The sequence below is a fragment of the Pseudomonas sp. MIACH genome (assembly GCF_001269925.1).
GTDB lineage: Bacteria > Pseudomonadota > Gammaproteobacteria > Pseudomonadales > Pseudomonadaceae > Aquipseudomonas.
Window position 1 is genome coordinate 196259 of record NZ_LHVO01000053.1, and the last position, 17324, is coordinate 213582.

15 protein-coding genes are annotated in these 17324 nt (G+C 60.5%); 9 read left to right on the plus strand and 6 right to left on the minus strand.

The window, feature by feature from the left end:
• Positions 1-108 precede the first annotated feature (108 nt).
• Positions 109-1878 carry a hypothetical protein gene (locus AD670_RS21385; protein ID WP_156338290.1) on the plus strand — a complete coding sequence of 590 codons (1770 nt, stop codon included), beginning with the start codon at positions 109-111 and terminating at the stop codon, positions 1876-1878.
• A 92-nt stretch (positions 1879-1970) separates the two neighbouring features.
• Here AD670_RS21385 and AD670_RS21390 read toward each other — a convergent pair whose 3' ends face one another.
• The 4 genes from AD670_RS21390 to AD670_RS21405 all read right to left on the minus strand — a co-directional run bounded on the left by AD670_RS21390 (position 1971) and on the right by AD670_RS21405 (position 5212).
• Positions 1971-3128, minus strand: coding sequence for a phosphatidylserine/phosphatidylglycerophosphate/cardiolipin synthase family protein (locus AD670_RS21390; protein ID WP_053136971.1), 1158 nt, complete (start codon positions 3126-3128; stop codon positions 1971-1973).
• Position 3129: 1 nt separating this feature from the next.
• A complete protein-coding gene (locus AD670_RS21395; protein WP_053136974.1) occupies positions 3130-3720 on the minus strand; it encodes a YceI family protein in 591 nt (196 codons plus the stop codon).
• Between the two features lie 107 nt (positions 3721-3827).
• Positions 3828-4142, minus strand: coding sequence for a hypothetical protein (locus AD670_RS21400; protein ID WP_053136977.1), 315 nt, complete (start codon positions 4140-4142; stop codon positions 3828-3830).
• On the minus strand, positions 4139-5212 hold the full coding sequence (locus tag AD670_RS21405; RefSeq protein ID WP_053136980.1) for a serine hydrolase: 1074 nt from the start codon (positions 5210-5212) through the stop codon (positions 4139-4141). The genes AD670_RS21400 and AD670_RS21405 overlap by 4 nt, the downstream gene beginning before the upstream one ends.
• A 184-nt stretch (positions 5213-5396) precedes the next feature.
• Here AD670_RS21405 and olsB point away from each other — a divergent pair, with 184 nt between their 5' ends.
• Complete coding sequence (gene olsB / locus AD670_RS21410; RefSeq protein ID WP_027604385.1) at positions 5397-6152, plus strand: L-ornithine N(alpha)-acyltransferase; 756 nt, start codon at positions 5397-5399, stop codon at positions 6150-6152.
• The gene (locus AD670_RS21415) at positions 6152-6943 is read left to right on the plus strand and encodes a lysophospholipid acyltransferase family protein (protein WP_053136983.1); all 792 of its coding nucleotides are present in this window, start codon (positions 6152-6154) and stop codon (positions 6941-6943) included. Before olsB ends, AD670_RS21415 begins: the two co-directional genes overlap by 1 nt.
• A gap of 48 nt (positions 6944-6991) precedes the next feature.
• On the opposite strand, the gene AD670_RS21420 is transcribed toward AD670_RS21415, so the two are convergent.
• Positions 6992-7576 carry an ACP phosphodiesterase gene (locus AD670_RS21420; protein WP_053136986.1) on the minus strand — a complete coding sequence of 195 codons (585 nt, stop codon included), beginning with the start codon at positions 7574-7576 and terminating at the stop codon, positions 6992-6994.
• 154 nt (positions 7577-7730) lie between these two features.
• Between AD670_RS21420 and AD670_RS21425 the strand changes: the two genes are divergently transcribed.
• From AD670_RS21425 to AD670_RS21435, 3 genes are read left to right on the plus strand one after another with little or no spacing between them, the layout of a single operon-like run.
• Positions 7731-8057 (plus strand): helix-turn-helix transcriptional regulator, encoded by a 327-nt coding sequence (locus AD670_RS21425; protein ID WP_027604388.1) that lies wholly within the window; start codon positions 7731-7733, stop codon positions 8055-8057.
• A gap of 13 nt (positions 8058-8070) precedes the next feature.
• The gene (locus tag AD670_RS21430) at positions 8071-9237 is read left to right on the plus strand and encodes an MFS transporter (RefSeq protein WP_053136988.1); all 1167 of its coding nucleotides are present in this window, start codon (positions 8071-8073) and stop codon (positions 9235-9237) included.
• 28 nt (positions 9238-9265) lie between these two features.
• The gene (locus AD670_RS21435) at positions 9266-10321 is read left to right on the plus strand and encodes an alkene reductase (RefSeq protein ID WP_053136991.1); all 1056 of its coding nucleotides are present in this window, start codon (positions 9266-9268) and stop codon (positions 10319-10321) included.
• 310 nt (positions 10322-10631) lie between these two features.
• Here AD670_RS21435 and AD670_RS21440 read toward each other — a convergent pair whose 3' ends face one another.
• Positions 10632-11264, minus strand: coding sequence for a TetR family transcriptional regulator (locus tag AD670_RS21440; RefSeq protein ID WP_053136994.1), 633 nt, complete (start codon positions 11262-11264; stop codon positions 10632-10634).
• A gap of 286 nt (positions 11265-11550) precedes the next feature.
• Between AD670_RS21440 and AD670_RS21445 the strand changes: the two genes are divergently transcribed.
• Genes AD670_RS21445 through adeC form a run of 3 tightly spaced genes read left to right on the plus strand, consistent with a single transcriptional unit; the run spans position 11551 to position 17318 of the window.
• Positions 11551-12699 carry an efflux RND transporter periplasmic adaptor subunit gene (locus AD670_RS21445; RefSeq protein WP_053137004.1) on the plus strand — a complete coding sequence of 383 codons (1149 nt, stop codon included), beginning with the start codon at positions 11551-11553 and terminating at the stop codon, positions 12697-12699.
• 3 nt (positions 12700-12702) lie between these two features.
• Positions 12703-15864, plus strand: a complete 3162-nt coding sequence (locus AD670_RS21450; RefSeq protein ID WP_053137007.1) for an efflux RND transporter permease subunit — start codon at positions 12703-12705, stop codon at positions 15862-15864.
• Positions 15861-17318, plus strand: a complete 1458-nt coding sequence (adeC, locus tag AD670_RS21455) for an AdeC/AdeK/OprM family multidrug efflux complex outer membrane factor (protein WP_053137010.1) — start codon at positions 15861-15863, stop codon at positions 17316-17318. The genes AD670_RS21450 and adeC overlap by 4 nt, the downstream gene beginning before the upstream one ends.
• Positions 17319-17324: the final 6 nt, after the last annotated feature.

Below are 17324 nucleotides of genomic sequence, written 5' to 3' on the forward strand. Positions count from 1 at the left end.
TAAGAAACACACGGCAATACCAGTTACCGGAACTAAACCTCCCCGCCCCCCACACACTATCGCTCTTAAATGAGCATTCAGAGGCACTAAAACTACGGAACTAGCCCAATGATTTCAATCGTTACCCCGCCTATTTCATTCCAGCCCCAACCCACGGCTGATTTATCCAATCCGACTAACAAGCAGCCCTTGAATACACAGGCATCCCCCCCCTCCACTGACCAAATCCCTACGGACAGTGCGCCTGACAAATCCCCCCAAAAGAAATTGCCGGTTAGTTCAGAGGCCGCGGCAGCACAGAGCACCTTGAAAAATGCAGTGCTGAACAGCAGGCAACCTGATTTAAATTCTCCGAGAGCATCCGCAACACCAAGGTCTGATATCTCTGCGCAGCGAGCACCACAAGAAGGCGCCGATGAGGCCAGGGCGCTCTACAATGCGTTGTACCCTCAGCCAAAACCAACGCCCGCGATACCCGTAAGTGGTGTTGACGAACCCGGCGGGGCTGACTTTTTACAGCAGCGTCTGGATGCCATGGATAGAAGGATCGCGGCCCAAGCCAACCCCACCGGCGACAGCCTGTTGGCCGCAAAGCTCTCCACTGCGATGTTGAAACTTAAAGAAGGTGATCTTGGCAAACCCCTGCCAATCCTTGATATCCCCAAAGAATCAACACTCGGAAAGTGGCTGGAACATACTAACAATGCGTTCATGAACAAAGCGCTGGCGAGTTGGGCAAAAGAAAACAATTTAGACCCTCGCTCATTATCTTATGACTCTGGAAAACAGGAGCTCTATGGAAAAACTCCAGACAACCAAGTAAAAACGTTCACTCGGAAAGAACGCCCAGCAGAGGACTCGTTGCATGGACTCGCATTCGAGCCGTTGGACGCAATCTCAAAAATAATGGATCCCTCTGGACATGGCATGCTGTTCTCCATTGCGCCTACTGACAAGGCGCCTCTTGCGTATGTGCAACAGTTTTATGGTTTGAACGTCAACAATAACAATCTTTCCAGTATTAACCTGGTCGCTGAAGACATTTCAGAAAATGAATCTTTCCCCCAAACGCCCGCCTCGCCAGGCCGCAGTGACGGCGCATTGCTCAACGAGCAAAATAGGATTGCTTGGATAAATGATGATTTTGATGCTAGGGAAAAAGCACTGAAACATGCCCAGATAGGTAAAAGGATCGCGGCCCAAACCAACCCTGTCGGCGACAGCCAACTTGCCACGGCGCTCTCCACGGCAATGTCAGGGCTTACCGAAAGTGACCTAAGTAAGCCCCTGCCGATGGTTGATATTCCCAAAGACTCAACGTTCGGAAAGTGGATGGAGCAGACCAACCGTGCGTTCATGAACAAAGCGCTGGTCAATTGGGCAGAAGAAAACAACCTAGATCCTCGCTCATTATCCTATGACTCTGCGAAAGGCGAATTCTCTGGGAGAACCCCAGGCAACGAAGTAAAAACCTTCACTCAGGGAGAGCGTCCAAGCGTGTACTCCTTGCATGCACTCGCATTCGATCCGGTGGAGGAACTCTCAACAATAATGGACCCCTCTGGACGTGGCGTAATGCTGTCCATTGCCCCTACTGACAAGGCGCCTCTTGATCGCGTGCAACGCTTTTATGGCTTGGACGTCAACAATAACGATCTCCCCAGTATTCATCAGGTTGCTAAGGAGATAGCAGAAAATAAATCTTTCCCACCAACACCTGGCTCGCCAGACCGCGGTGACGAGGCATTGCTCGACGCCCAAGATTCGATTGCTCAGGTAGATCGACGTTTTGCTAACGGGCAGAAAGTAAGAGGCAATCCTACGCTTATCGAAGTTTCAGCCTCAGGCAGCGCCTTCATGGAGACAGACGCCACCTAAAATCACATCCAACGCTGGCTCCTGAAGAGTTCGGGAGCCAACTGTTGAGTGTGGTTTAAATTAATGATGCCTCATCGTACAAGGTGCGCGTACTAGTGCCGTCGATCCAGAAAATTGACCACCAACCGATCAATCCAACCCCACACCCGCTGCTTCACCCGCCGCCACAATGGCCGCGCCTTCCACGCCTCCAGGCTCACCGCCTGGCTCTGGGCAAAATCCCGCTCGAAACTGCCCGCCACCGCCAACGTCAACTCAGGGTCCAACGCTTCCAGGTTGGCTTCCAGGTTGAAGCGCAGATTCCAGTGGTCGAAATTGCACGAGCCAATGCTCACCCAATCGTCCACCAGCACCATCTTCAAGTGCAAAAAGCACGGCTGGTATTCAAAGATCTGCACGCCTGCGCGTAGCAAGCGAGGGTAATAACGGTGCCCGGCGTAGCGCACGGAGGGATGGTCGGTGCGCGGGCCGGTGAGCAGCAAACGCACATCCACCCCACGCCCTGCAGCCCGGCGCAATGCGCGGCGCACGCCCCAGGTGGGCAGGAAGTAAGGCGTGGCAAACCAGATACGTTGCTGGCTGCTGTTCAGCGCGCGGATCAGCGATTGCAAGATGTCGCGGTGCTGTCGGGCGTCGGCATAGGCCACTCGGCCCAGGCCAGGTCCCGTCGCCGGCACCTTGGGCAAGCGCGGCAGACCGAAATGGGTGGCCGGCTTCCACGCACGGCGCGCGACATTGGCGTGCCATTGCCGCTCGAACAGCGCCTGCCAGTCCAACACCAGCGGGCCGCTGATCTGCACCATCACTTCATGCCAGTCGGCGGTGTCTTGCCCTGGCGTCCAGAATTCATCGGTGACGCCCGTGCCGCCGACCACGGCGATTTCCTGATCGATCAGCAACAGCTTGCGGTGGTCGCGATACAGGTTGCGCATCCAGCGGCGCCAGTTGAGGCGATTGTAGAAACGCAATTCCACACCGACGTCGGTCAGGCGCTTACGCAACCCCAGGGTAAACGCCAGGCTGCCGTAATCATCAAACAGGCAGCGCACCCGCACACCTCGCTCGGCAGCGAGTACCAGCGCCTGCACCATGGCTTCGGCGCAGGCTCCGGCCTCCACCAGGTACAACTCCAACTCCACTTGCCGCTCGGCCCGGGCAATGCCCACCAGCATCTGCGGAAAAAACTGCGGGCCGTCGATCAACAACTCGAAACGGTTGGCGCTGCGCCACGGGAACACTGCGCCGCTCATGTCAGCGCGCCGTAAAAATCAGCACCGCACCCACCGGCACCGACAAGCTGATCGACGCCAGCCCCACCGCCTTGCGCAACGCCGCCACCCCCGGCGCCAGGTCGAAATCTTCGGCATGCAACACCACCGGTTCCAGGGTCACCACCTGGAAACGCCGGTCATCCAGGCGCGTGGCCAACAACTCGGCGCTGTAGGTCTGGGTCTTGCCATGCAACGTGACGCTCATTGGCAGACGCAATTCCAATTGCGCGCCAGGCGCCAGGTCATTGATCGGTTGCAGATTGATCTGCGCGCTGATCAGCGCTTCGGGGAAGGTCTTGATCTCGAACAGCTGATTGCGCATGCGCTCGTCACGCAGCGGGATACCGCTGTTGACCGACTCCAGCTCCACTTCCAACTGCGCCGCGCCCTTGCTGTCGACCTTGCCATGCAGCACCAGGAAGCGATGGACTTCAGCGATCTCGGTGTTTTTGGTGGTGACGAACGACAGGCGCGAGGACTCGTTGTCCAGGTACCAGTCGGCGTGGGCAGGTACGGCGGCGGCGACCAGCAGGGCGAAGGCCAGCGGCTTGATAAAAGAAGCGTTGAACATTAAGGACTCGTGGGGCGAAAAACCTGCACGAACCTTAAGCGCAATGTCACGAACGGCGCAAATCCAATGTGGAAGGTGGCTTGCTCCCACGCACTCGGCGTGGGGTGTCAGGGATTCAGCCGACACCCCTGCCGATCCCCCAACCACCGCGCGCTGTGCGTGCGTCCCAACCCAGTGGCCGTGACTTCACTGCGCAGCGGGTTATCACTGAACGCACTCGTGGGCACGTACTGTTTCACATAACCCTGGCAATAGTCGGCGGGATTGTTCGCCACATACCGGCACGAGCAATACTCCTTGGCTGTGTACGCCGCGATGATGTCGGGGAAGGCTTGCAGGTTGGCGCGCTCGTGCCATACCCAGCCCACCAGGGCGAGCAACAGCAGCAGAAACAGGCTGGTAAACGGCCGACGACGGATCATGGTTGCACCGCCGCGAGCACGCGTTTGAGCAGTTCGTTGTGGCGGTAGCTGCCGTCGCGATCATCGCCGTAGCGCACAATCACCAGGTGTTCGTCGGGCATCACGTACAGCGCCTGGCCCCAATGACCGAGGGCGGCGAAGGTGTCGGCAGGTGCGTCGGGCCACGGCCTTGAGGCGCCTTGATTAAGCCACCACTGGCCACCGGGGACGGCTTCGTCCTGGCCGGCAGTGTATTTGTCGAAGGGTTGGCGATTGAAAGCGACCCAGTCTTTGGGCAGCAGTTGTTGATCCCCCCAGCGCCCGTCGCGCGCCATCAGCAGGCCGACACGCGCCAGGTCACGCGCGGTGAGGTAAGCGTAGGACGAAGCGACAAAGGTTTCGTCGGCATCGGTTTCCCAGGTGGCGTTGTGAATGCCCAGGGGTTTGAACAGCGCATCCCAGGGGTAACTCATGTAGGCCTTGTGGCCGAGCATGCCCTTGAGCGCGGCGGAGAGGATATTGCTGTCGCCGCTGGAATAACGAAAGGCCTGGCCCGGTGCACTGAAGGATTCAGTGTTGGCGGCAAACTCGGCCATATCGGCGCGACCACGGGTGTAAAGCATCGCAACCACTGAGGATTTCAGCGGCGCGTATTCATAGTCTTCCTGCCAGTCGAGGCCCGAGGCCCAGTGCAGCAGGTCGGCCATGGTCACGCTCGGATGCTGTTTCATTGGCGGGTAAAAACGCGCGGCAGGGTCGGTCAACTTAAAGCGATTGTCCCCGTAGGCCACGCCAAGCACCGTGGCCATCAGGCTTTTGCTGATGGACCAGGTCAAGTGTGGCGTGCTGGCGGTGGTGGGCGCAGCGTAGCGTTCATAGATGACCTCGCCGTCGCGGATTACCAGCAGTGCGTCGGTGCGAATGCCTTGACGGGTGGCGTCGTCTCGCGGCGGGAAAGCGTAGGCGTTCAGGGCATCCACAGCAGGCCCCGAGAGCGGTGTGCCCTTGGCCCAGTCTTTATCGGGCCAGGTTTCGGCACGGGCGACAACGGTGACGAACAGCAGGGCAACGCACAACAGGCCTCTGACCATGGACGCAAACTCAAGGGAGCATTCAAGCCCGCGAGACTAGCCCAGGCCGATGACAGATTTGCGACAAGGGGGCTGTCATCCAACCGTCACCGTAACTTCATGGAGATGACACCGGGGCTACATAGCCTGACTTTGGACAACAAAGTCGACCGGCCGGAACGTGGCTGGCACTCGGAGATTCGCCATGACTCAGATCGCCCGCATCAGCGACACCGGCAATGAACGCCGTCTGCAAGCCGAACGCCTGGTTGGCGCAAAGGCTTTGCAGGAAGCCCAGGCCCTGCGTTTCAACGTATTCAGCGGCGAGTTCAACGCCAAGCTGAAAGGCGCGGAACACGGCCTGGACATGGATGACTATGATGTTCACTGCAGCCACATCGGCGTGCGGGACTTGAACAGCGGTCGACTCGTCGCCACCACCCGTTTGCTCGACCACCAGGCCGCCAGCACCCTGGGCCGGTTCTACAGCGAAGAAGAATTCAGCCTGCATGGCCTGCTGCATTTGCAGGGCCCGATCCTGGAAATCGGCCGCACCTGTGTCGACCCGGCCTACCGTAACGGCGGCACCATCGCTGTGTTGTGGGGCGAGTTGGCCGAAGTGCTCAACCAGGGCGGCTACAGCTACCTGATGGGCTGCGCGAGCATCCCGATGCACGACGGCGGCATCCAGGCCCACGCGATCATGCAGCGCCTGCGCGAACGCTACCTGTGCAACGAACACCTGCGCGCCGAGCCGAAAAAACCGCTGCCGGCGCTGGACCTGCCGACCAACGTAATCGCCGAGATGCCACCGCTGCTCAAGGCCTATATGCGCCTGGGGGCGAAGATCTGCGGCGAGCCATGCTGGGATGAAGATTTCCAGGTGGCCGACGTATTCATCCTGCTCAAGCGCGACGAACTGTGCCCGCGTTACGCCCGCCACTTCAAGGCGGCCATGTGATGAGCCGTCTGCGCGTGTACGGGCGCATTGCCCGCGTACTGGTGGTAGTGGCGCTGGGCTTGAGCATGGCCAGTGTGTTTGGCCTGTTCGAACGCCTGGGCGTGGCCAACTCGATGGTGCGGCGCCAACGTTGGTCGCGGTTCTTTATGGCCCGGCTGACCAACGCCCTGCCCTTTCGCGTGACGGTGCACGGCGAGTTGCCGACGCAGCCAATGCTGTGGGTGAGCAACCACGTGTCCTGGACCGATATTCCGTTGCTGGGCGCAGTGGCGCCGATGTCGTTTTTGTCCAAGGCCGAAGTGCGCACCTGGCCGGTAGCGGGCTGGTTGGCGGCCAAGGCCGGTAGCTTGTTTATCCGTCGCGGTTCGGGTGACAGCCAGTTGATCCGCAAGCAGATGACTCGCCACCTGGAACAACAGCACCCGCTGCTGATGTTCCCCGAAGGCACCACCACCGACGGCCGCAGCCTGCGTACCTTCCACGGGCGCTTGCTGGCCAGTGCGATCGATGCGGATGTGTCGCTGCAACCGGTGGCCATCCGTTATCTGCGCAATGGGCAGGTCGACCCGCTGGCACCGTTTATTGGCGATGACGATTTGCTCTCGCACCTGATGCGCCTGTTTGCCAATGACCAGGGCGACGTGGAAATCCATGTGCTCAAGCCGATTGCCTGCGCCGGGCAGGAACGTGCGGCGCTGGCGTTCCAGGCGCAGCAGGCGGTGCAGAAGGCGTTGTTTGGGCCGGTGCCGGAGACTGAACAAGTGCATGCTCGACCGGCTTTTGCAGCCTGAGATATGAACACAGTTCAAATGTGGGAGGGGGCTTGCTCCCTCCCACATTTAGCTTTGTGTTGTCAGGTGGTTATGCGCGAAGGCTTGCAGTTCGGGGTAGAAGATCCGGAAGTCTTCACTCAACGGCTCATACAACTCACGCAATTCCTGCATCGCAAACCCTAATTCCTGGGGTTGTGTGAGCCGCCGCGAAATCCCGCGCAACACCTGCTCCATCACCGCAAACTCGCGGTACGACCCCAGCCAATCATCCGCCGCCATATACGGCGCAATCTGCGCCAAGCGCCCCGGTAACTGCGGTTCGGCAGCCAATACGCGATACACCTGCGAGGTGAAATGCTCAAGCGGCTGCTCGGCATACAGTGCCCAATCCCGCGCCAGGCAATGGTCGAAGAACACATCGAGGACAATCCCGGCATAACGCCGTCGGGTGAGGCTGAAGCGCGACAGCGCCTCGCCCACCAACGGGTGGCTGTCGGTAAAGCGGTCGATGGAGCGATGCAGTTGGATCGCCGCTTCGATTTGCGGGCTGAACTGGCCCTGCAGGCGGCCTTTGACGAAGTCGCCATACAGGCTACCCAGCAGTTGTGCCGGAAGTTGGCCGCCCAAGTGCAGATGTGCGAGATAATTCATGGCGCGCAGTCTAGCACTGCCGCCAACGTATCGTTATAACCCGATATACCGATTTGGTCTTGATTCAGACCGAAATCATATTGGTATATCGGGATATAACGATTTAAGGTTCGCCTCATCGCGATATAACGCTTTACGACACCGAGCACCTGCCATGTCCATCGACCTCGACGAAATAATAAAAGCCCTGGCGCACCCAGTACGACGAGACATCCTCACCTGGCTGAAAGACCCGAAAGTGCAGTTCCCCGAGCAAGTGCACAACCACGAATACGGCATTTGCGCCGGGCAGATCGACCAGCGCTGCGGCTTGTCCCAGTCGACCGTGTCGGCCCACCTGGCCACCTTGCAACGGGCGGGATTGATCAGCAGCCAGAAGGCCGGGCAGTGGCACTTTTTCAAGCGCAACGAGGAAGTGATCCAAGCCTTCCTCGCAGCGCTTACCACTGAACTCAGCGCTGAAATCAGCGCGACGTTGTAACAAGGAAACGATAATGCCCCTCTCGCTACTCATACTGGCCCTCAGCGCCTTCGCCATCGGCACCACCGAGTTCGTGATCATGGGCCTGTTGCCCGATGTGGCGGCGGACCTCGGCGTCTCGATTCCCGGCGCCGGCTGGCTGGTCACCGGCTACGCCCTGGGCGTGGCCATCGGCGCGCCGTTCATGGCACTGGCCACCGCCAAGCTGCCACGCAAGGCGGCGTTGGTAGCGTTGATGGGCATCTTTATTATCGGCAACCTGCTCTGCGCCCTGGCCAGTGACTACAACGTGCTGATGTTTGCCCGTGTGGTCACCGCGCTGTGCCATGGCGCGTTTTTCGGGATCGGTTCGGTGGTCGCTGCCAACCTGGTGCCGGCCAACAAGCGTGCTTCGGCGGTGGCCCTGATGTTTACCGGCCTGACCCTGGCCAACGTGCTCGGTGTGCCACTGGGTACCGCGCTGGGCCAGGAAGCCGGCTGGCGCTCGACCTTCTGGGCGGTGACAGTGATTGGCGTAGTGGCGCTGATCGGCCTGATCCGCTTCCTGCCGGCCAAGCGTGACGAAGAAAAACTCGACATGCGCGCCGAGCTGGCCGCCCTCAAGGGTGCCGGCATCTGGTTGTCGCTGAGCATGACCGCGCTGTTCGCCGCGTCCATGTTCACCCTCTTCACCTATGTTGCGCCGCTGCTCGGCGATGTCACCGGCGTCTCGCCCAAAGGCGTGACCTGGACCCTGCTGCTGATCGGACTGGGCCTGACCGTGGGCAACATCATCGGCGGCAAGCTGGCGGACAAACGCCTGGCAGCCACCCTGATCGGCGTATTTATCAGCATGGCGGTGGTGTCCACCGCACTGACCTGGACCAGCGTCGCCGTGATCCCGACCGAGATCACCCTGTTCCTGTGGGCCACCGCCTCGTTTGCCGCCGTCCCGGCGCTGCAGATCAACGTGGTGACCTTCGGCAAGGCCGCACCGAACCTGGTGTCCACCCTGAACATCGGCGCGTTCAACATCGGCAACGCCCTCGGTGCCTGGGTGGGCGGCAGCGTGATTGCCCACGGCTTTGGCCTGAGCAGCGTGCCGTTGGCGGCAGGGGCCCTGGCGATCCTGGCGCTGCTGGTGACCCTGATTACTTTCCGTCAGGGCGGCGATGCCGACCTGGCCCCTGCGACCCACTGATCAACTTCAACGAGCAAGGTGTTTTCCCATGACGACTATTTTCGATCCGATCAAACTGGGCGACCTGGAACTGTCGAACCGCATCATCATGGCGCCGCTGACCCGCTGCCGTGCCGACGCCGGCCGGGTACCCAACGCGCTGATGGCCGAGTACTACGTGCAGCGCGCGTCCGCCGGTCTGATCCTCAGCGAAGCCACCTCGGTGACGCCGCTGGGCGTGGGCTACCCGGACACTCCAGGCATCTGGTCCAACGACCAGGTGCGTGGCTGGGCGAATGTCACCAAGGCTGTGCATGGCGCAGGTGGCAAGATTTTCCTGCAACTGTGGCACGTCGGCCGCATCTCCCACGCGTCCTACCTGAACGGCGAAACCCCGGTGGCACCGAGCGCGATCCAGGCTAAAGGCCACGTCAGCCTGGTGCGCCCACTCGCCGACTACCCGACCCCACGCGCCCTGGAAACCGCTGAAATCGCCGACATCGTCGACGCCTACCGCACCGGGGCCGAAAACGCCAAGGCTGCAGGCTTTGACGGCGTGGAAGTCCACGGCGCCAACGGCTACCTGCTCGACCAGTTCCTGCAGAGCAGCACCAACCAGCGTACCGACCAGTACGGCGGCTCCCTGGAAAACCGTGCGCGCCTGCTGCTGGAAGTGACCGATGCAGTCATCGAAGTCTGGGGCGCCGGCCGTGTGGGTGTGCATTTGGCCCCCCGTGCAGACGCTCACGACATGGGTGACGACAACCTGGCCGAAACCTTCACCTACGTCGCCAGCGAACTGGGCAAGCGTGGCATCGCCTTCATCTGCTCCCGTGAAAAAGAAGGTGCTGACAGCCTGGGCCCGCGCTTGAAAAAAGCCTTCGGCGGCATGTACATCGCCAACGAACGCTTCACCAAGGACAGTGCCAATGCATGGCTGGCGGCTGGCAAGGCGGATGCGGTGGCCTTCGGCGTACCGTTCATTGCCAACCCGGACCTGCCGGTGCGCCTGAAGACCGATGCGCCGCTGAACGAAGCGAACCCGGAAACCTTCTACGCCAAGGGCCCGGTGGGTTACATCGACTACCCGACGCTGCCACTGTAATCACCCGACACGCGAAACCAAATATGGGAGGGGGCTTGCTCCCGATGGCGGTGCGTCAGTCACTCTATGTGTTGACTGAACCACTGCCATCGGGAGCAAGCCCCCTCCCACATCTTTTTTTGACACTATGTTGCCCTGGGAAACATTCCTTAACAGCCTTGCAACAAAATCCCTACAAAATACTTAGGCGGCTACCTATCAACCGCCCGCCAGCCCGTATATAAAGTCACCCCACCGATCAGGCAGAAGGACGATTGACCGTCCTTGGGCTTTACTGTTGACACACCCTGATGCAATTACGCATTTTGTCTTAATTGCGCAGGCTGGGGCTCCAGCGCAGCATGTCCAGCCCTGCATCCACCCAGCGCTCGGCGTCCTGATGCAACTGGAAGCTGTCGGGTACCAACAGCCACTGGCCAATCAGCCCGTTGATGTAGGCATGCATGCACACCGCGCCACGCGTGGTGTCGAGATTTTCCGGAAGTTGCCCGCGATGGACCGCGTTACGCAGTGTCAGGCCGATGCGCAGGTTGCATTCGAGGCTGTGGGTCTGGCGCTGACGGCGCATGTCGCACATTTCATCGGTGAATTCGCACTTATGGAACAGGATCTCATTGATGCGCCGGGTTTTCGGGTCCAGGGCCACTTGATGAAACAAATGAATCAGCAACTTGCGCATGCACCCCAGCGGGTCGAGCTCGGACTCGCTTTCACTGGCCCTTGCCAATTCATCCAAAGGCTCATGCAAGGTGTCGAGCAGGGCCTGCAACAGATCGGATTTGTTACTGAAATGCCAATAGATGGCGCCCCGCGTCACGCCGGCCAACGCGGCGATATCCGCCAACGTAGTCCGCGCAACGCCGCGTTCATAGAAGGCTTGCTCGGCGGCATCGAGAATCTGGCTGCGCGTTTCCTGAGCTTCCTCTTTGGTGCGACGAACCATGGCAGTAAAACCTCAATCAGGACACTTGGGACTGACGTTAACGCGGCGCTAACAAGCGCTAACGATCATCTGAATAATTGTGGGACGACACCGTCATGGGAGCCGAACGTACTAAAATCGAGGCTTTGGGCGGTGCTTTGTCAACATTCCGCAAAACCTGTCAAGAGTTTACAAACAACCATGAACGTAAGTATATTGCGTAGCAAGCTACTTATCCACTCACGGCTTGTTTTTCACCCTTCCACCCTTCTTGTGCGCACCCTGCGCGCCTGACCCGAGGATCTTCATGCAACTTAAGCCAGCTGTTACCGCTCTGGTCACTGCCGTCGCCCTGGCATCGCTGCTCAGCGGATGTAAAAAGGAAGAAGCGGCTCCGCCCGCTCAAGCCCCTCAGGTCGGCGTGGTCACCATTCAACCGCAAGCCTTTACCCTGACGTCCGAGCTGCCAGGCCGCACCACCGCCTACCGCATTGCGGAAGTTCGCCCACAGGTCAACGGCATCATCCTCAAGCGCCTGTTCAAGGAAGGCGCGGACGTGAAAGAAGGCCAGCAGCTTTATCAGATCGATCCGTCGGTCTACGAGGCCACCCTCAAAAGCGCACAAGCCAGCCTGACCCAGACCAAGTCCATCTCCGACCGCTACAAGCAGTTGGTCGATGAGCAAGCCGTCAGCCGTCAGGAATACGACACTGCCGTCGCCAACCGCATGACTGCGGAAGCAAACGTTCAAACCGCCCAGATCAACGTGCGCTACACCAAAGTGTTCGCGCCGATCTCCGGGCGTATTGGCCGTTCTGCGGTGACCGAAGGCGCGCTGGTCAGCAATGGCCAGGCCGATGCCATGGCCGTAATCCAGCAACTGGACCCGATCTACGTCGACGTCACGCAGTCTTCGGCTGAAATGCTGAAACTGCGCCGCGACCTGGAAAGCGGCCAGCTGGAAAAAGCCGGCGCCAATGCCGCCAAGGTCAAGCTGACCCTGGAAGACGGCAGCGACTACGGCCAGGACGGCAAGCTGGAATTCTCCGAAGTATCGGTCGACCAGACCACCGGTTCCGTGACCCTGCGCGCCGTGTTCCCCAACCCTGACCACACCCTGCTGCCGGGCATGTTCGTACACGCCCAACTGCAAGCGGGCGTGAACAGCAAGGCCATCCTCGCACCACAGCAAGGCGTGACCCGCGACCTCAAGGGCATCCCGACCGCGCTGGTGGTGAACGCCGAAAACAAGGTCGAGCAGCGTGTACTGGTAGCCAACCGCACCGCCGGCGCCTATTGGCTGGTGGAAAAAGGCCTGAATGCCGGTGACCGCGTGATCACCGAAGGCCTGCAATACGTCAAGCCGGGCGTGGAGGTCAAGGTCAAGGACGCTGACAACGCCAAGCCTGCCGGTTCCGCCGCTGCTCCTGCTGCCGCGCCTGGCCAAGGGGAGTAATCCATGTCGAAATTTTTTATCGACCGTCCCATTTTCGCCTGGGTAATTGCCCTGGTGATCATGCTGGTCGGGGCACTGTCGATCCTGAAGTTGCCCATCAACCAATACCCGGCCATCGCGCCAACCGCCATCGACATCCAGGTGACCTACCCAGGCGCGTCCGCACAAACCGTGCAGGACACCGTGGTGCAGGTCATCGAGCAACAGCTCAACGGTATCGACAACCTGCGCTATGTGGCCTCGGACAGTAACTCCGACGGCAGCATGACCATCACCGCGACGTTCAACCAGGGTACCAACCCGGACATCGCCCAGGTTCAGGTGCAGAACAAGCTGAACCTGGCGACCCCACTGCTGCCGCAAGAAGTGCAGCAGCAGGGTATCCGCGTGACCAAGTCGGTGAAGAACTTCCTGATGGTGATCGGTCTGGTGTCGGAAGACGGCAGCATGACCAAGGATGACCTGTCCAACTACATCGTTTCCAACATCCAGGACCCGATTTCCCGGACCGCCGGTGTCGGTGACTTCCAGGTGTTCGGTTCGCAGTACGCCATGCGTATCTGGCTGGACCCGGCCAAGCTGAACAACTTCCAGCTCACACCGGTCGATGTCAGCAGCGCCATCGCCGCGCAGAACGTGCAGGTGGCGACCGGTCAATTGGGCGGCCTGCCTGCCCTGCCCGGCAACCAGTTGAACGCCACCATCATCGGCAAGACCCGCCTGCAAACGGCGGAGCAGTTCGGCAATATCCTGATGAAGGTCAATGCCGACGGCTCCCAGGTTCGCCTGCATGACGTAGCGCGTATCGAACTCGGCGGCCAGAACTACAGCATCAGCGCACAGTTCAACGGCAACCCGGCTTCCGGTATGGCGATCAAGCTCGCGTCGGGCGCCAACGCCCTGGACACCGCCAAGGCCATCCGTGCCACTGTGGCGTCCCTGGAACCGTTCTTCCCGCCAGGCATGAAGGCGGTGGTGCCGTATGACACCACCCCAGTCGTGACCGAATCGATCTCCGGTGTAGTTGACACCCTGGTCGAAGCGATCGTGCTGGTGTTCCTGGTGATGTTCCTGTTCCTGCAGAACTTCCGCGCCACCATCATCACCACCATGACCGTACCGGTGGTATTGCTGGGTACCTTCGGGATCCTCGCGGCATTCGGTTTCACCATCAACACCTTGACCATGTTCGGCATGATCCTGGCCATCGGCTTGCTGGTGGACGACGCCATCGTCGTGGTGGAAAACGTCGAGCGGGTAATGGCCGAGGAACACCTGTCGCCGAAAGAAGCGACGGTCAAGTCCATGGGCCAGATCCAGGGCGCCCTCGTGGGTATCGCCCTGGTACTGTCGGCGGTACTGTTGCCAATGGCGTTCTTCGGCGGCTCCACCGGTGTGATCTACAAACAGTTCTCCATCACCATCGTTTCGGCCATGGCGTTGTCGGTACTGGTTGCCCTGATCTTCACCCCGGCCCTGTGCGCCACCATGCTCAAGCCGATCGACCCCGAGAAGCACGGCCAACCCAAGCGTGGTTTCTTCGGCTGGTTCAACCGCACCTTCGACCGTGGCGTACTGAGCTACGAGCGCGGCGTGGGCAACATGATCAAGCACAAGATCCCGGCGTTCCTCGTGTACGCGCTGATCATCGCCGGCATGGTCTGGCTGTTCATGCGCATCCCGGCCGCGTTCCTGCCCGATGAAGACCAGGGCGTGATCTTTGCCCAGGTGCAGACCCCGGTAGGTTCTTCGGCTGAGCGCACGCAAAAAGTCATCGACGACATGCGCGCCTATCTGCTCAATGACAAGGAAGGCGAGCCAGGCGAAGGCAAAGGCGTGAAATCGGTGTTTACCGTGAACGGCTTCAACTTCGCCGGTCGTGGACAGAGTTCGGGCCTGGCCTTCGTGATGCTCAAGCCGTGGGATGAGCGTGATGCTTCCACCTCGGTATTCGAGATTGCCAAGCGTGCCCAGGGCTACTTCATGCAGACCTTCCAGGACGCCATGGTATTTGCCATCGTGCCACCGTCGGTACTGGAGTTGGGTAACGCCACCGGTTTCGACGTGTTCCTGCAGGACCAGGGCGGCGTTGGCCATGAAAAGCTGATGGCTGCGCGTAACCAGTTCCTGGGCATGGCTGCCCAGAGCAAGATCCTCGCCGGTGTGCGTCCCAACGGTGTGAACGATGAGCCGCAGTACGAGCTCACCGTCGACGACGAGAAGGCCAGCGCCCAAGGTATCACGCTGTCCAACATCAACCAGACCTTGGCGATTGCCTTGGGTGGCAGCTACGTCAACGACTTCATCGACCGTGGTCGGGTGAAGAAGGTCTACGTGCAGGGTGAAGCCGCCAGCCGGATGTCCCCGGAAGACCTGAACAAATGGTACGTGCGCAGCGACTCCGGGAAGATGGTGCCGTTGTCGGCCATCGCCTCGGGCAAGTGGATCTACGGCTCGCCGAAGCTCTCGCGTTATAACGGTGTAGCGGCGATGGAAATCCTCGGTACCCCGGCACCGGGCTACAGTACCGGTGACGCCATGGCCGAAGTCGAACGCCTCGCCAAGCAACTGCCGGCCGGCGTGGGCTACGCCTGGACGGGCCTGTCGTATGAAGAACGCCTGTCCGGCTCCCAGGCGCCGGCGCTGTACGCACTGTCGCTGCTGGTGGTGTTCCTGTGCCTCGCGGCACTGTACGAAAGCTGGTCGATTCCAATCGCGGTGATCCTGGTGGTTCCGCTGGGCGTGGTAGGGGCGTTGATCGCCACCAGCATGCGCGGCTTGTCCAACGACGTGTTCTTCCAGGTGGGCTTGTTGGTGACGGTGGGCCTGGCGGCGAAGAACGCCATTCTGATCGTCGAGTTCGCCAAGGAGCTGCACGAGCAAGGCAAAGGCATCGTAGAAGCCGCGATCGAGGCCTCCCGGATGCGTCTGCGGCCGATCATCATGACCTCCATGGCGTTCGTCCTCGGCGTATTGCCGCTGGCGATCTCCTCGGGCGCCGGCTCAGGCAGCCAGCACGCGATCGGTACCGGTGTAATTGGCGGTATGATCACGGCCACGGTATTGGCGATCTTCTGGGTGCCACTGTTCTTCGCAACCGTGTCCGCCATGGGCGAACGTAAAAAGACTGAACCTAAGCACACTCCTAAAGAGGCTGGCCAATGAGCAAGTCGCTACTTTCCTTAGCCGTCACCGCATTCGTGCTCAGTGGCTGCTCGCTGATTCCTGACTACCAGCGCCCTGACGCGCCGGTGGCAGCTCAGTTCCCACAGGGGCCGGCGTATTCGTCGGCCCAGGCGCCGGGGCAGGCTGCCGCCGAGCAAGGCTGGAAGCAGTTTTTCCATGACCCTGCCCTGCAACAGCTGATTCAGACCGCGCTGGTGAACAACCGTGACCTGCGTGTCGCGGCCCTGAACATCGATGCGTACGCGGCGCAATACCGGATCCAGCGTGCCGACCTGTTCCCGGCCGTGTCGGCCACGGGCAGTGGCAGCCGTTCGCGCACCCCGGCCAAGTTGTCGCAGACCGGCGAATCGACCATCTCCAGCCAATACTCCGTCGGCCTCGGGATCAGCTCCTATGAGCTGGACCTGTTTGGCCGCGTGCGCAGCCTGAGTGAAGAAGCGCTGCAAAAGTACTTCGCCACTGAAGAAGCGCGGCGCAGTACCCAGATCAGCCTGGTGGCCAGTGTGGCGAATGCCTACCTGACCTGGCAGGCCGACAAGGAACTGCTCAAGCTGACCCAGGACACCCTCGGCGCGTTCGAGCAAAGCTACAAGCTGACCTCGCGCAGCAACGAAGTCGGCGTGGCCTCGGCCCTCGACCTCAGCCAGGCACGCACCTCGGTGGAAAATGCCCGCGTGGCACTGGCACGCTACACCCGCCAGGTGGCCCAGGACGAAAACAGCCTGACCCTGCTGCTGGGCACCGGCCTGCCGGCGAATATCGCCAGCAAGCCGCTGTCCGATGACCTGCTCAGCGACGTACCGGCCGGCTTGCCCTCCGACCTGCTGCAACGGCGTCCCGACATCATGCAGGCCGAGTACAACCTCAAGGCCGCCAACGCCAACATCGGTGCGGCGCGTGCAGCGTTCTTCCCGAGCATCAGCCTGACCGCCAGCGCCGGTACCGCCAGCCCTACCCTGGGCGGCCTGTTCAAAGGCGGTTCGGGCACCTGGTCGTTCGCCCCGCAGATCAACATCCCGATCTTCAACGCCGGCAGCCTGCGCGCCAGCCTGGACTACTCGAAGATCCAGAAAGAGATCAACGTGGCGAACTACGAGAAGGCGATCCAGACCGGCTTCCAGGAAGTCTCCGACGGCCTCGCCGCGCGTGAGACCTACAAGCAGCAGCTGGAAGCCCAGCGTGGCTTCGTCGCGGCCAACCAGGATTACTACCGCCTGGCCGAGCGTCGCTACCGTATCGGGGTCGACAGCAACCTGACCTTCCTCGACGCCCAGCGCCAACTGTTCAGTGCCCAGCAATCGCTGATCACCGACCGCCTGGCGCAGCTGACCAGCGAGGTCAACCTGTACAAGGCCCTCGGCGGTGGCTGGAACGAACAGACCGCGAAGAACGAACCGTTGAAAGAAGAAGCACCGGCGTTGAAGTTGTTCTGATAGCAC

Bases quoted from the DNA above. Each gene is read 5' to 3' on its own strand.
- AD670_RS21385 (WP_156338290.1), top strand. From the start codon at position 109: ATGATTTCAATCGTTACCCCGCCTATTTCATTCCAGCCCCAACCCACG.
- AD670_RS21390 (WP_053136971.1), bottom strand. From the start codon at position 3,128: ATGAGCGGCGCAGTGTTCCCGTGGCGCAGCGCCAACCGTTTCGAGTTG.
- AD670_RS21395 (WP_053136974.1), bottom strand. From the start codon at position 3,720: ATGTTCAACGCTTCTTTTATCAAGCCGCTGGCCTTCGCCCTGCTGGTC.
- AD670_RS21400 (WP_053136977.1), bottom strand. From the start codon at position 4,142: ATGATCCGTCGTCGGCCGTTTACCAGCCTGTTTCTGCTGCTGTTGCTC.
- AD670_RS21405 (WP_053136980.1), bottom strand. From the start codon at position 5,212: ATGGTCAGAGGCCTGTTGTGCGTTGCCCTGCTGTTCGTCACCGTTGTC.
- olsB (WP_027604385.1), top strand. From the start codon at position 5,397: ATGACTCAGATCGCCCGCATCAGCGACACCGGCAATGAACGCCGTCTG.
- AD670_RS21415 (WP_053136983.1), top strand. From the start codon at position 6,152: ATGAGCCGTCTGCGCGTGTACGGGCGCATTGCCCGCGTACTGGTGGTA.
- AD670_RS21420 (WP_053136986.1), bottom strand. From the start codon at position 7,576: ATGAATTATCTCGCACATCTGCACTTGGGCGGCCAACTTCCGGCACAA.
- AD670_RS21425 (WP_027604388.1), top strand. From the start codon at position 7,731: ATGTCCATCGACCTCGACGAAATAATAAAAGCCCTGGCGCACCCAGTA.
- AD670_RS21430 (WP_053136988.1), top strand. From the start codon at position 8,071: ATGCCCCTCTCGCTACTCATACTGGCCCTCAGCGCCTTCGCCATCGGC.
- AD670_RS21435 (WP_053136991.1), top strand. From the start codon at position 9,266: ATGACGACTATTTTCGATCCGATCAAACTGGGCGACCTGGAACTGTCG.
- AD670_RS21440 (WP_053136994.1), bottom strand. From the start codon at position 11,264: ATGGTTCGTCGCACCAAAGAGGAAGCTCAGGAAACGCGCAGCCAGATT.
- AD670_RS21445 (WP_053137004.1), top strand. From the start codon at position 11,551: ATGCAACTTAAGCCAGCTGTTACCGCTCTGGTCACTGCCGTCGCCCTG.
- AD670_RS21450 (WP_053137007.1), top strand. From the start codon at position 12,703: ATGTCGAAATTTTTTATCGACCGTCCCATTTTCGCCTGGGTAATTGCC.
- adeC (WP_053137010.1), top strand. From the start codon at position 15,861: ATGAGCAAGTCGCTACTTTCCTTAGCCGTCACCGCATTCGTGCTCAGT.